This is a genomic window from Candidatus Fukatsuia endosymbiont of Tuberolachnus salignus, assembly GCF_964030845.1.
Classification (GTDB): domain Bacteria; phylum Pseudomonadota; class Gammaproteobacteria; order Enterobacterales; family Enterobacteriaceae; genus Fukatsuia; species Fukatsuia symbiotica.
Genome location: NZ_OZ034983.1, coordinates 2,015,771 through 2,029,774, shown reverse-complemented (window position 1 = coordinate 2,029,774; position 14,004 = coordinate 2,015,771). Strand labels below are relative to the sequence as shown.

Below are 14,004 nucleotides of genomic sequence, written 5' to 3'. Positions count from 1 at the left end.
GCTAAAAAATCGATAAGCTCCTTTGGCCTGTGACCAGGAGCCATGACAGCTTGGGTAAATTGAACCTGACGCTTTTGATGATAAGAAGCCCGCTGTTTCAAAAAAACGCTCTTTAAGGCGTTTATCTCCGAAATCAATTTAATGAAATTCTTCCCGGATCCACTCATTCCCATTACCCGTTACTGTTTTCATGTGCCTGTTTCCTGATTTAACTATTGACTCTACCAATAATCCAATTTCACCTGAATCATTTTTCATTCAACGTTGTGGGTAAAAGTGAGGATTGAGAGCAGGTGAGTAGGGAGTGAGATATTCAATCCGATGCCCGGCTTTACTGATAGCCTGCTGAATGTCGAGACGTTTGTGGAAACTGGCGTTATCCATCACGATGACACAATGAGGAGGAAGAGTAGGCAAAAGGCGATGGGTAACCCAGGCGTAAAAAACATCACTGTTAATGGAACAAAAAAATAATCCGACCGCCATCAGGACGGTTCCCAGTAACGCGCCAATGACATTTGTTCGGCCCTTAGGCTGCCCATCCTGGGTACCCCAACAGCGTTGACCTCGTGCAGCATAACCGTGGGTTCGTGGCCTATCGTGTGCGAAACCGCTTTCATCCAGATAAACGACCGGTTTTCCCTGCTTTTTATAGCAGGCTATCGTGTCCTGGAAGGCGCGCCGTGTCTCTTCGTCTGCCTTGGGATGACGCAGGGTTTTTTTTATAGGTGACGCCCAGGTTTTTCAGTGCCTGCCAAATGGCTTTCTGGCACACCTGAAAGCGCGCCGCCCGTTCCCGTTGGTAAGCATCGGGATAAAGTGCAACATCTTCAGCTAACGCCACTTTATCAAGCTTACGCCGACGGGGGGAAGAAGCTTTAACCTCGATACGACTGAGCCAGCGAGTAACGGAAGCTGAACCAATGTGGAAGCGTTTAGCGGTCTCTCTGATACTCAAGTTTTCTTGCTCTCGAATACCCAGAACTTTACGGCGAAAATCGACAGAGTGGCTCATCGCTAACTCCCTGTTAAATAATTTAGCTATACATTGTAATCAAAATTAATACGTTACGCTATATGCTCAGACCTTCCTGCTCTCGAACACTGAGGACTTTTCGCCGAAAATCAACTGAATAATTCATCTTTAGCTCGTTTGGATTATTTTTTACATTGTAATCAAACTTAAAACGTATAGCTATAGAGCAGATTCGTCACCGTTCACCACAGAGTTTTATCGTTAATTTACTCGATAGTGAAAGTGCAGTGGTAATGGCTCGTATCACACCATAAAGGGGGTAAAATAGGCGTCTGCGCGGCAATGCGAAAATTATTCCAATTGGCGTATGGTGTGTTGAAAGCGGGCATGTCCCTCGATGCAAAAATAGCACTTACATCATGGTGGGCAAGACGGCATCTGTCCGGGTAACGGGTGCTAAAACACAGTTGATGTAGTAAGTTAATTGAACGCCATCAGGCTAGTCGAGAATCGGCAGGGTCCCGTGTGTTATCGGCAGCACTTAAACAGGAAGGGGAGCCTGTGGGGCGTGATATTACAATCAAGTCAGGCTATATAGTGTTAATGATTACCAAATGCCACTGATGAAAGAACATTAAGCGGCATAAAACTCCTGAATTTGTGTCCAAAATTATTTGACCAGAACACTTTACGCTACTCCACGAATGTCGATAAATAATCTGAATAGGGGTTGATTCTCACTCAGTTGTGAACCATGCTCATTACAGGTACTCAACGCATTCCGAGCCGTTTTTAATGAAAACATGCTGCAGTTTAATACAAAATATAAATTCTATACATAACATTATTTATTTAGAAATATTACGACAATAACGAGGTGATTATGGGTATCAGCGTATTATCTTCTGGCTCATTACAGCAATTAACCCGTTGTAAAAATACATTTTTTTCTGCAATGAGCGCTGCCTTTAGAGGTGTTAGAGGTTCATATGATATATGTAATCGTACTAAACAACAAAATTTAAACAAAAGCACAGTGGTAGGGATTAAATTTAAAGAGATTGATCCAGAGGTATTTATCAAGCATTATCTAAAAACACCTGAAGTTGAAAAACAACTTTCCAAATTAAAAAATGGGGAGAAAGAAGGGGAACTATTCAACCTCTTATATTATCATCATAAAACGAAAAGTCTTACTGCTTACCATAATGCAAGACTAATAATAGAAGAAAAAATCTACTGGTATCCGGATAATAAAAAAAAAGAAATTCGAACAATTATACCTAATATACTTACTTTATTTGAAAAAGATCTCTTCTCAAAATTTTAAGATCTGGTACAAGAGTCATATGTAGATATGGCAGACTCGCTATAACTTGATAAAAAATAAGAGAATTGTTACCAGCAATGTAAAACTGACCCACTAATGACAATTGAAAATTGACCCACCTGAGGAAAAATTACCGCTTTTTTAACATAAAAATTGGCGGTGTAAATAAAGTGTTAACTCAGGAGCTACTAGTGGAAATTCACGTGTTACATCGACAAGGGATGAGTATTCGAGCAATCGCTAAACAGCTTCACCTATCACGCAATACGGTACGCCGTTATTTACGGAATATCGCCAAAACACCCCGTTACAGCCAGCGTACTACACCGTTATCAAAACTGGATCCCTTTAAATTTTATTTACTCGAACGGATTAAAGCAGCAAAACCTGACTGGATCCCTGCCACTGTGTTATTTCGCGAACTTCAAGCACGAGGCTATGGGGGAAAAGACGGTATCCTGAGAAATTATATTTGGCAGTTTAAAACCAAAACGGAGGAACCTGTACAACGCTTTGAAACACCCGCCGGCAAACAGTTGCAGGTAGACTTTACGACCATTCGAAGGGGAAAAAAGAAGCTCAAAGCGTTGGTCGCGACCCTGGGATATAGCAGGGCAACTGATGTTCTGTTTAGCCAACATGAGCGACAAGAAGATGGGTTACATGGTACTGAAGCTGTACTGGATTATTTTTGGGGTGTATCCCAGCAGCTCCTGTTCGATATAGATGAACGACATAATAATGATTATACACTATATTGAGAGAATAAGGCGTCAAGGCTGCAATTTAAGTCCCTTCTTTTGCTTTTGGCTTGTGCCCATTTATGTTCAATGGAATTGAGATCAGGTGAGTAGGGAGGGAAATATTCAATCTGATACCCGGCTTTACTGATAGCCTGCTGAATGTCGAGACGTTTGTGGAAACTGGCGTTATCCATCACGATGACACAATGAGGAGGAAGAGTAGGCAAAAGGCGCTGGGTAACCCAGGGCGGGATTCCAATTTGCTGATTTTTTAACCAAAAATAAGTTTACTACGAAAATCGGCTGACCAGGCGGCACGTCTACGTTTACTGGCAATACTATCTTGTTTACCTTTGTGCTGTTTAATCACACCCAACGCGACGCGATTGAAAAGAGCGACATGGGCTGCTCCATCCGGAGCTTTTATCAAGAGTTCATCTTCTCTAAACACCACATCCAATACCCAGTGAAGTTGATTTTCTATCCCCCAATGCAGCCGAATTGCCTGTGCCGCTTGTTCTGCATTCAGCGTTAATGAGCTGACATACCAACGTGACCGACAGTGGGTGACATTATTTTTTGTTCGTTCACTAGCGACCTCAATGAAAGTACGAATGGTAGGCCATTTCGCTTTTAATTCATTGGGTAATTCCGCATTAATTTGCATAACCGTACGTTTTTCTATCCGGCCATGCCCCTGATTAGTCTGCGTATATTCGTGCAATTTATCGCTATCATAGGCAAAAGCAAATTGCTGTTTTACCTGTTCAAACAGCTTCTTTTGAGTCGCTTTAAGCTGCACCACAAAATTGCCTTTACGTTGCGTGATAAGTGATGAAGTTGAGGTTTGGCAATGCAATGAATCGAGCGTCACAATAGCATTATCCAGCGCTAACGCGTCAATGCTCTGACGGGCTAATTCTCCTTCTTTTCCCTTATTGTTCGCCGCTTTTTGATAAAGCGTAATACCAGCATCAACATCATAGGCACTCACCACATGCAGCGCAGTGCAAATCTCTTCAGACCAGGTTCTCCGCAAGGTTTTACCGTCGATGGCGAGCAACGTCTTACCGGCTCGTTGGCGTCGTTCGTTAATCCATAAAAACAAGGATTGAATCAGCAAATTTGTATCTAATGCATTGATGATTTTAGCAATACAATGACGACGTGGGCTCTCACCATGATAAGAGCCATATTTTTTTAGCCAATCGAGCTGAGCTTCGCCAAAATCCTGGATGGATTTCCATCCCGAGGCCCCACTTAACACGGCGGCAAAAAACAGGAAAATAACATCGAGCAGGTGATGTTTGATATTAATATCTTTACGCGGGTCAGGGATCAGGGCTAATTGCTTTAAAATACTCATGATTACATATTCTTTAGGATACATAATATTATGAGCTTACTGCCTATTATTAGTTCACATTAAAGTGGGATCCCGCCCTGCTGGGTAACCCAGGCGTAAAAAACATCACTGTTAATGGAACAAAAAAATAATCCGACCGTCATCAGGACGGTTCCCAGTAACGCGCCAATGACATTTGTTCGGCCCTTGGCCTGTCAATCCTGGGTACCCCAACAGCGTTGACCTCGTGCAGCATAACCGTGGGTTCGTGGCATATCGTGTGCGAAACCGCTTTCATCCAGATAAACGACCGGTTTTCCCTGCTTTTTATAGCAGGCTATCGTGTCCTGGAAGGCGCGCCGTGTCTCTTCGTCTGCCTTCGGATGACGCAGGGTTTTTTTTATAGGTGACGCCCAGGTTTTTCAGTGCCTGCCAAATGGCTTTCTGGCACTATTCTGGCCTAATAAATTTGGACACTAAAGAAGGGAAAAATTTTAGTGAAGAGATAGTAGACCTCTTCGGAAACTCTGATTTATCTAATTTCCATGTTATAAATTGCTGCAATCAGATTAAATCGTAATCCAAAACGTTTTCGCCTGTTTCGATAACGATCTGATACGATTTTAAATCGTTTAATCATACCAATGACATTTTCGTTTAATACACGCTGGCTTGATAACTCACGATTGTTGCGTTTATCTTCTTTTGTTAAGGGATTTTTCTTTGTCTTTTTCTTAGGCAACGCCGAGTTTGAATGGATCTTGCCAAGCCCTTGGTAACCTGTATCTGTCACTGTTTTGATTTCAGGATGTATTCGCACGCCAGACTCTTTGAACAACCTAAAATCATGACGCCTCCCATGAGTAAAGCTTGTACAGATGACTGCTTTGCTTTTTTTATCGACGATCACTTGGGTTTTTAAGGTGGGTCGTTTCTTTTTTCCTGAGTAAAACTGCTTTTGTTTTTTTGGGGACGTTCAATCGGCGTTTCTGTGGCATCAATAAGAACGAGCTCATACTCCCTATCACTTTTTAATAAAGCTTTGCGTCCAGGGAGTGCAAAATCAGGATGCTTTATTAGCGTATTTTCTATCCATTTAATCGTTTCATAGCAGGTGCTCTCACTCACCCCATCGCTTCGGCTAACATGAAAATAAGTGCGATATTCCCGTAGATACTCAAGGGCCATTAATAAGCGATCTTCTAAACCCAGCTTGGGTTTCCGACCTCCGTTCCCTTGCTTACATTTATCTGCTTCATTCAATATCTTTATCATCTTTTCAAATGTACTGCGTTTAACTCCGGTTAAGCGCCGAAATTTTTCCTCTTCCAATACCTTTATTTGTTCATATTTCATGGGGGCTCCTTGTTCAGGAGATTTTTAACAACATTCCTACATGAATGCTATAGCAGGCGCCGTATCAGTTGATTATGAAAATTAGAAATAACATATTGATATTAATTAATATTTATTAACAAAAGTGATCACGTTACATGGCGCCTGCTATAGTTTCCGAAGAGGTCTAGTGAATAGATTAAGGTATAAAGAAGATGTCTCCCCAGAAATTTACGCCAGAATTTAAACATGAAGTGGCTAACTTAGTGATTGAGCAAAATTACACTATTTCCCAAGCGAGTACGGCCATGGGTGTTAGCAAAAGTGCGTTACGACACTGGGTTATACCCAAGTGAAATCAAGATGCAGGATTTAGCGCCTGGCAATTATCGTTTAAGCGAGATACCAGAGAACTTGCCATTTGTGGTAGCTTCACCTCAAAGAAGTTTAAGATATCGTTCTTAAAACTCTGTTTAGATGGGTAATATCTATTGTTTCGTGTTTGCTCATTCATCACCTTCCACAATCGCTCTATCGGGTTTAGATTCGGGCTATACGGCGGAAGGTAATGAAGCTGGATATTCAACGTAAGCGCGGCGTCTTGCACAAGCTGTGAACGGTGATAGCCTGCACCCTCGAGGATCACATGTGCCGTTGTCGTGATGGGATAATGCGCGCGAATGGCAGACAGGAAGTGAACCACATTTTCGCTGTTAATCGTCTCATCATCACGGATTATGGGGTTAGCCACATTCTGGATGTTCAAGGCTCCCATGATATTCAACCGCGTTCTGCTCCCGGTGGTCTCTATCGTTTTATCCTGGCCTTTTCGTATCCAGCCGTAGCTTATTTTGGTGGCTTGTGTCGGATGAACGGCATCAATAAACAGTATGGGGTCATTACCCGCGGCGTCTTTCAATTCGCTGTAGGTCTTTATAAATTGCTGCTGTTTCTCAACGGCAAATTTATGCGGAACACCTTTCGGCTTTTTATAGCTAAAGCCATGCTGCTTCAACCCTTTATACAGACCTGATACGGTAAAGGTGATGTTCCAGCGTCCAGCGATATAGGCCACAATTTGGTGATTGTGGTGGTAGAGCGGCTGGGTGAGATGTTCAACCAGCGACGTGGTCTGTTCCGCATTGAGATAGCCATCGGAGCCGCCATTTTCAGGCTTGAGCTTGTTGAGTTTATGATAGTCTGTAAGGTGGCGCCGCACCGTGGTTTCATTAATGAGCTGTGAGTGAGCAATCATAGGGGGAGTCCAGCCGTCTGCGGACAACAAAACACACCGGATCCTGTCACAGACACGGCGGTCATGGCTTTGACGATGTTGGGCTTCGAGGGTAATTTTCTGGTCAGCAGTCAGCTCTATTTTCATGGCTATGAGCATGATCCTTATCGACTTCAAAATCAAGCATCTTCATTGATCACGGGTATAAAACCACTAGAAACATCAAGGCTAGCGGCATTGGCGTTACAGAAACTTTTTAATCATCCCTTTAGAAATGAGATGATGGGCATTGGCAAGATAGGATGGGATGAGCGTGGTTGGGAGGTTTTCCGTGCTGATCAAGTGCTGGCACAGCTTGGGCGTAGTAAACTCAAACCACAGGTTTCATATCATTTAGTGAGTGACAATGATCACGCTGTCAAAGAGCGGTTACTGGCTGTTAATCACCATGCTCGCCTTGCAGCATGGAAGGAAAACGCCTTCTTACAGAGAGGGCTATAAGGCAAGAGAAGATTTAGAACAAGCCCTAACACGTTTGAACTCGAGTTTACAAGAAGTTTCAATGTACCGCTTCTCTCCACAGTGTGTTAAATTTGTTTTGCAGTTCTTCATTGTGCCACGAGAAAAGACTCTGTAGATAATGGCTATTTGCAGAAGAAAAAATAGACATCGCTAAAACCATTTGATCAATGTTGCTGCCTGCTAACTGAAATCCTCCGGCTTCTATTTTGTCTATTTTCGACTCAGATTGATCATAATAATTTTTGATCGTCACACTGTTATTTGCCCCGTTAATCAGTATTATCAAATCATTATTCTGTTGTTTTAACCACAGTGTTTTTTTGTTGATATTCGCCGAGGTAAATTTGAGGCTATTGTGTCCCCCTCTTTCTTCAATAATATCGTGACCGTCATCCTGTGCTATCAAATAGGTATTGTCTCCGCCACCCCCTAACAGCGTATCGTTACCTTTACCTCCGATCAGGGTGTAGTTGCTGTTATTGGTAAGGTCGATGAAGATGTCATCGCCAGCCAATAAATTTAACTGATCATTAACCAGTGCGTTGAGCAGCGCACTTTCATGGTACACAATGGCAACGTCATCACCTGCAGTGATCTCCAATCGCCCTAACGATAGATTCCCTGCGTTGTTGCGGACTAACGGTAGAAGGGTATCGTTTTCGTCTTGTACACTGATATGACGGTAACGCACGTCCTGCATAAAATTAGTAATACGCACCGTAGGATATAATGTTGGCATGTCACGATAGCTAAGAATAATGTCGTTAGCTTCCTGTTGCAGATGGATATCTTTAATCGATAGTGGTAATGCCAACGTGTCCTGAGGTAACAGATCCCCGATTGTATCATCATAATTATTGATAGTAATTTGACGACCCGGCTTTTTATGCTCAATAACATAGTGATCTGAACCTCCTTTCCCTATCAGAATATCGTTGCCTTGCGCACTCTGTAACCGATTATTGGTATCATCTCCTTCGAGTCTATCGTTAAACGGGGTTTCGGCGATAATCAGTTGCATAAAGCTTGGCAACAGATTGGCTCTTACCTCACGTCCGGCAATATTAATGGTGATTTTTCCTTGTTCATTTTGGGTAGACAAATGAACTTGTATGTCTGCTGGTTTTGATCTTTGGGTTAATTTCTGCCAATTTCGATCCCATTCAGGTTTATACCGTGCGGCTAGACGGGGTAGTAACGGTTCACTGTCGTCGGAGGGAGGCATGAGTTGTTGTGGCTACCCGCTTATCATGAAGCCATCACGGGTATACAAAAGAAAATTATGTTGCCGTGATCTTTTTTTACGAGCAGATTTGTCAGTGAAAGCGTTAGAAGAAAACGGTTTATCAGCTAGAGTATGATAGGCACCAGGTTGGTGAGTTAGAGGATCCTCCTTGGGATCACTGTACATACCATACAATCCTAGCGTGGTGAGGGTACTGTTATCATTGCGCAATGTGAGCAGGACAAAACCCTCTTTATGAGAAACAGAGACGATTTGTTCTGCTGTGTAATCTAGCAGGACATTGCTGATCTCCTGCGTATCGGGGGCCTCGAATACCGTTACCATCGCATTTTCAGGGCGGTTATTTTGCAAAATACGGTAGCTGTCTGTCCCTGTTCCTCCAAGGGCAATGCCCGCCTGCAGCATTAGAATGTCATTACCGCCCTCGCCGAATAGTGAATCTTTTCCACCTACATCGTTCAGAAGATTATCATCCTCATTGCCCCGCAATATATCATTGGTTTCACTATGCCCCTGTGCATGTTCAATATGTAGTAAATTGGCAATGATTTTTTTATGGTTGGATGTATAACTGACTGTGCCAGTATTGAGGTTGATGATATACCCATCATTTTCCGCCGGTCTGGCGACAGCAATCACGGTATCATGCTGGTCAGTGGACGTCGGATCTTCTCCGCCGTCAAGCACACTGGGTTGATGGGGTGCAGGTTTACCCATCAACAAAAAGCGATCGGCATAGCGGCCACCGCTAAAGTTTTTGGTTCCTTCTTCCACTTCAAAGCTATATTTTTGATCCTGATTGCCCTTTACGACATCATTGCCGCCACCCAGTCTCACATCTGTGATGGTCTCTTGTATCGGAATAGCGCTCAACGTATGGGTGAACACAATGCCGGCCTGATTGAGTGAAAATAAGGCTGGCTTGTCGTCCCTATCCAGGGTGATTCCTAAGATTTGTTGCTCACCCCGTACGGCCAGTCGATTGGGGCGATAAGCCACCCGCTGACCCCTTTCTTCACGCTGTGTATCATCGGTCACGGGGCCAAAGCGGCCATTTTGTCTTCCGTGGCAGAGGGTATAGCGTCCGTCATTCTGGATCACGACCAAATCAGCACGACCGTCACCATCTATATCTGCAAGCTGTATTTGCTCGGGATTAAAGTCAGCCAGTAGTGCAGTCACTGCGGCATAGGATTGCTCCGATCCCTTTTTAAACGGCACCCGGCGCTGGTTTTTGTTGACTCCTAATAGGATATGTAAACGCCCGTTTTTAGTCAGTGAAACGATGTCATCACAGCCATCACCATCGATATCCCCTGTCATATGATGGATATATTGTGACGCATCGCCTTTGTGTAACGCCGCTAATGATGCAGAGATCCCCGTACTAAAAGTTCCCTCCGATCCACCATAATTAATGTTAACATCAGAACGAGTAAATGATACCCAATCGGCATAGCCATCACCATTAATATCCGCTAACACAGGTGTTGCTTGTAATGGAGCTGACACCCGTATTCCACCTTCATCTTGTATTGCAATGTGCTGCCTGACAAAACCACCACCCTCCTGTATGAACAAAATATCGATACGCTCTTCATCATCCATAATGAGTATGATGTCATCCCGATCATCATTGTTAATATCGCCTATCAGATAGCGGGCTGTTGTAGGCACCTCTCCCGAGTTGTAATCAATGGGCGGTGCCTCCGTATAACTGCCGTTGGTATTGCTCAGTAACAGATAAAGGCGCTGCGCAGTGAAATAGCCGATATCGCGTCGACCGTCACCGTTAAAATCGCCCATCACGCTGTGATAATTTGCCTCCATATGTTTATTAAGTGATGCACCATCTTGATCGATGAACTGACCTACCCGTTGAGATTGAGCACTAAATGTTGTCATAACGACATTAATGCTAAGTTCGCTATTATTGATGGTATCGTCAGTATGTAGAAGTCGTTTCGGGGTATAGTAGTGGTACTCACTGGGAACCACACGGGGTTTATCAAGTATGAGCGGATGCTGCCCCAGAGAATATTGTCCTAAGTACTCGGTCAACGCCCGAGATATCATCGCCTGAATATCTTCACTGGGCAGAATGTGATCCCGTATCACGTGCTCTCTGCCAGCCAGATCTTTAGCCACTATTTTTTTATAGGGATGCCCTTCCACTTCAACCTCACCGAGACTGGTATAAAGGATATTAATTTGTCCGTTAGACTGCAGGATTTTCTGGGATTGTTCTACTAGTAGGCGACTATATTGCTGGCGAACCGTTTCTCTTGTTTTTATATATGCGACCCGATTTTCTATCTCGGGATCTGCTCCCTGCCCAGTGAATACCCGCCAGCCATTATGTAGTGTTTCCATGGGTGTTAAATGCACATATTGCCCAATATTTTCTATCTGGCGAACAGAAGAATAGATTTCACCTCCTAATATGATCCCCGCACCGACGATTAAACCAACGGGGCCTGCCACTGTGGCCGCGGTGCCACCTAAGGCAAAGGAAATAGCGGTACCAATGCCAACGGCTGCGCCCATCAGTGAGAGCGAACCATTCACCATCAGATCTTGTTGAATTTTAAGATCTGAGGTGGTGTCTAACGCCTTAAACGACCGAGTAGCCTGGTAGAGATCAAAACCGCTGGACATCCCCCCTAACAATGGTCCACCAAATCTTACCATCTTAAAACCGGCACTGGTGCCTATTTGACCGAGACGTGAGCCAGAGATCGCTGTATTAGCGAGAGAATATCCCAGTCTACCCAGGCCGTATTGAGCTATATCAATGGCGAAATTGGAGGAAAAAGACGCTATGGCTAGCTTTTCTTCAAACGCCAAATCATCCTTTTGTTGTTGGGTCAACACATCACCTTTAAGCATTTCACGATATTTTTTCAGATCATAAAACCCGCGTAGATAGCCGTATCCCTGCAGCCCAGTACCAACACGATTGTTGAATTGTGTCACTCGCCGCCAGCGACGGGGTATTTTTTGCAGTTCTGACCACAGCGCCGGCTTAATCTGAGCTCCTTCTACTTGCTGATTAATTTCATTGAGCAGACGAGTTGCTACTGTCCCTGCTGCGGGATCGCTTTGGGGTGTCAACAGGTAATTAACGTTTTCTAGGAGAGTAAGCTGCTGTTTCAAAAACAGTACAGCCTGTGCGACGGCGATTTTATCTGTTTGGCTCAGGTAATGACAGAGTCGCTCGGAATCAAACTGCAACGGTGAGGTGAGCGTGATTTCAGTGCTACCGTACATGGGAGAAAATGCTTTACCCGCCAGGGTGGCACCCATTTTGCTCAGTACACGAGCCGGCAAGGTGACTCCGTTTAAGGTGATATTTGATGCCCCTGCTAGCTGCTGTTGTTCGCTGTGGAAATCGCTCAGAAATGTCTGGAATATCGTCAATGCCGGATAGTGCTGTCTGGCCTTATTCATATTTATTTTGTAGGTGGCTTCAAACATGAAAAGCTCTCCCTGCTGTATCATGCCGTAATGTTGTCCGCGAGTTCTCTGGTTATCAAGGGGGTGATGCAGGCCCGCTAGATAGGTTTGCAGTAGCGTATTTATGACTTTCCCGTTATTTTCAGCATTGGTGCTGCTAATGTTGACTTCTCCAACATAGGGATCATACAAAGAGTAGATGTGCTGTTGTCCTTGGTAACGGCTAGACAGCATCAGCACATTATGCGCACCCTTTAATAGATACTCTCCCTCGCTGTCGGAGCTAATCCCCTCTATGGGAGTAAAAATGTCCTGATTGCTGAGGTCGATTGATCTTAAATTAGCGAATTTTTGCCGGAAATTATTAAGCTGTGAAGCATCGATGTCGGATAGAGCACCCTCTGCCCTTTGTTCGTTAATCATGGCGTGTGTCATCAGAGCATTGAGAAAATCTTGTGTTTGAGGGTCTCCCAATGTGCGTGCATTCAGCCAACCTAGTCCTATCTCGGTTGCCGCTGAAAGAGCATGAAGGCTATTATCGCCGATAAACAGTCCTTGTGGAGTAACCCGGGTCTGAATTGCTATGCCGGGTGTATGATTCTCCATACTTACACGCTGCCATGCGGCGATACTGCTTGCCTGGCTGGTGTTCCAGCCTTTACTCTGATGGAGAGCTTTTTGCCCACTGAATCCCTGCAACTGAATGTAGGAATCCTGCAGTTGTAGCAGTTGATGGAGGTCATAACGCCATGCCTGGTAATGTTTATCATCAAAGGTGGTCAGTATTAATTGTTCTATGTCTAAAATGCCCTCTTCCCGGTGGAAAGAATCCGCCAAATCAAAGTATTGCTGCTCATCCAGTGCTGAGAATTTCAGCTTCCCCGAAGCGAGTTTGTCAACCAGCACGATAGCGCGCACCAGACGTTCTGCCAGATCGGAGGCAGGGACCAATACATCTTGTTTGTTCCAGGTTAATACCAGTTTGTCATCACTCATTTTATGGTACATGACGCCGTCATCGCCCAACGTGGCCTTCTGGCCGAGTCTATTGATGGAGACATCCGTGCGTCGTGCGGCGACATCAGCACGGAGCCCTATCGCATCCAGTGATAGCGCAAATTGCCGAGCGTAGCCGCCGGTTTGTAGGTGATAGTCGGTGAGTGAACATCCCACCAGGCTGATATAATTGGGATCACTGTCGATACCATAGACAGTTTTCAGTTTGCTACTAAACTGCCTGATACTTTCTGCCAACTCAGCAGGGTTGTACCCTGCGAGTGTTTGGTGATTAAGTTCGCCTTCAACACTGTGGCCATGTCCCACCACCTGCCAGCGTAGATTACCCGCTAGCATACGCGGATTACCATAAACGAGATGGTAGTTGCCTTGTACATCAAGCTGAAATAGCACTGAACGATCAGGATGTTTGCTGACTAATCTCGCAGCAGCTTCCATGACCACGGGGTCATCTTCAAGCTGAAGAATAATTTGGCTGTCAAACCGAGAGTGGAAGCCACGATTGAGCGTGTTAACCGTTGGTTTTTTCCACTCATCGACGTTATCCCGTTTGGCCTGATCGGAATGAGTTTCATTTGATGGAGCGTCACGAATATTCTGCTCGGTACCTTGCAGGGTCACTTCACTGATATCCAACACTTTAAATCCTTTTTGTATTAGAATTCTTGTAAAACCTACTCTTCACGTAACGAACAACGGTTTTGCAAAGAGTCTATTGAAGTTTATCAAGAGTTTTAGAAAAATCAGGAGTTTTTGTTGAATGGGCTGAAACTATCTCCACTGCGTTCAGGGATTTTATG

At 44.3% G+C, this 14,004-nt stretch carries 12 protein-coding genes and 1 pseudogene; 4 read left to right on the top strand and 9 right to left on the bottom strand.

Annotation, left to right across the window (positions count from 1 at the left end; all coding sequences use genetic code 11):
* Nucleotides 1–48: 48 nt before the first annotated feature.
* The 3 genes and pseudogenes from AAHH42_RS14835 to AAHH42_RS09795 all read right to left on the bottom strand — a co-directional run.
* Nucleotides 49–138: pseudogene (locus tag AAHH42_RS14835) on the bottom strand (hypothetical protein); the annotation flags it as partial.
* A gap of 120 nt (nucleotides 139–258) precedes the next feature.
* Nucleotides 259–624: a transposase gene (locus AAHH42_RS09800; protein WP_342222057.1), complete on the bottom strand. Its 366-nt coding sequence runs from the start codon at nucleotides 622–624 to the stop codon at nucleotides 259–261.
* Nucleotides 625–649: 25 nt separating this feature from the next.
* The gene (locus tag AAHH42_RS09795) at nucleotides 650–1,015 is read right to left on the bottom strand and encodes an IS630 transposase-related protein (protein ID WP_119963729.1); all 366 of its coding nucleotides are present in this window, start codon (nucleotides 1,013–1,015) and stop codon (nucleotides 650–652) included.
* A gap of 844 nt (nucleotides 1,016–1,859) precedes the next feature.
* Here AAHH42_RS09795 and AAHH42_RS09790 point away from each other — a divergent pair.
* Entirely contained in the window at nucleotides 1,860–2,306 is a 447-nt protein-coding gene (locus AAHH42_RS09790) for a hypothetical protein (RefSeq protein WP_342221008.1), read from the top strand.
* Between the two features lie 191 nt (nucleotides 2,307–2,497).
* The gene (locus AAHH42_RS09785) at nucleotides 2,498–3,067 is read left to right on the top strand and encodes a helix-turn-helix domain-containing protein (protein ID WP_205411502.1); all 570 of its coding nucleotides are present in this window, start codon (nucleotides 2,498–2,500) and stop codon (nucleotides 3,065–3,067) included.
* On the opposite strand, the gene AAHH42_RS09780 is transcribed toward AAHH42_RS09785, so the two are convergent.
* The 3 genes from AAHH42_RS09780 to AAHH42_RS09770 form a co-directional block, all read right to left on the bottom strand.
* Nucleotides 3,052–3,276, bottom strand: a complete 225-nt coding sequence (locus AAHH42_RS09780) for a transposase (protein WP_162860014.1) — start codon at nucleotides 3,274–3,276, stop codon at nucleotides 3,052–3,054. The genes AAHH42_RS09785 and AAHH42_RS09780 overlap by 16 nt on opposite strands.
* 44 nt (nucleotides 3,277–3,320) lie before the next feature.
* Entirely contained in the window at nucleotides 3,321–4,415 is a 1,095-nt protein-coding gene (locus AAHH42_RS09775; RefSeq protein WP_342220836.1) for an ISAs1 family transposase, read from the bottom strand.
* Between the two features lie 511 nt (nucleotides 4,416–4,926).
* A protein-coding gene (locus tag AAHH42_RS09770) for an IS5 family transposase (RefSeq protein ID WP_342221000.1) occupies nucleotides 4,927–5,750 on the bottom strand; the annotation gives its coding sequence in 2 pieces (ribosomal slippage) (nucleotides 4,927–5,363 and nucleotides 5,363–5,750; 825 coding nt in all).
* 194 nt (nucleotides 5,751–5,944) lie between these two features.
* On the opposite strand from AAHH42_RS09770, the gene AAHH42_RS09765 reads away from it, so the two are divergent.
* Entirely contained in the window at nucleotides 5,945–6,085 is a 141-nt protein-coding gene (locus AAHH42_RS09765) for a transposase (protein ID WP_119797393.1), read from the top strand.
* A gap of 2 nt (nucleotides 6,086–6,087) precedes the next feature.
* On the opposite strand, the gene AAHH42_RS09760 is transcribed toward AAHH42_RS09765, so the two are convergent.
* On the bottom strand, nucleotides 6,088–7,110 hold the full coding sequence (locus AAHH42_RS09760; protein WP_342221999.1) for an IS630 family transposase: 1,023 nt from the start codon (nucleotides 7,108–7,110) through the stop codon (nucleotides 6,088–6,090).
* A 45-nt stretch (nucleotides 7,111–7,155) separates the two neighbouring features.
* On the opposite strand from AAHH42_RS09760, the gene AAHH42_RS09755 reads away from it, so the two are divergent.
* Entirely contained in the window at nucleotides 7,156–7,464 is a 309-nt protein-coding gene (locus AAHH42_RS09755; RefSeq protein WP_342221007.1) for a hypothetical protein, read from the top strand.
* 58 nt (nucleotides 7,465–7,522) lie between these two features.
* On the opposite strand, the gene AAHH42_RS09750 is transcribed toward AAHH42_RS09755, so the two are convergent.
* Both AAHH42_RS09750 and AAHH42_RS09745 read right to left on the bottom strand, forming a co-directional pair.
* Nucleotides 7,523–8,710, bottom strand: a complete 1,188-nt coding sequence (locus tag AAHH42_RS09750) for a calcium-binding protein (protein WP_342221006.1) — start codon at nucleotides 8,708–8,710, stop codon at nucleotides 7,523–7,525.
* 12 nt (nucleotides 8,711–8,722) lie between these two features.
* A complete protein-coding gene (locus AAHH42_RS09745; protein WP_342221005.1) occupies nucleotides 8,723–13,843 on the bottom strand; it encodes a C80 family cysteine peptidase in 5,121 nt (1,706 codons plus the stop codon).
* Nucleotides 13,844–14,004 lie beyond the last annotated feature (161 nt).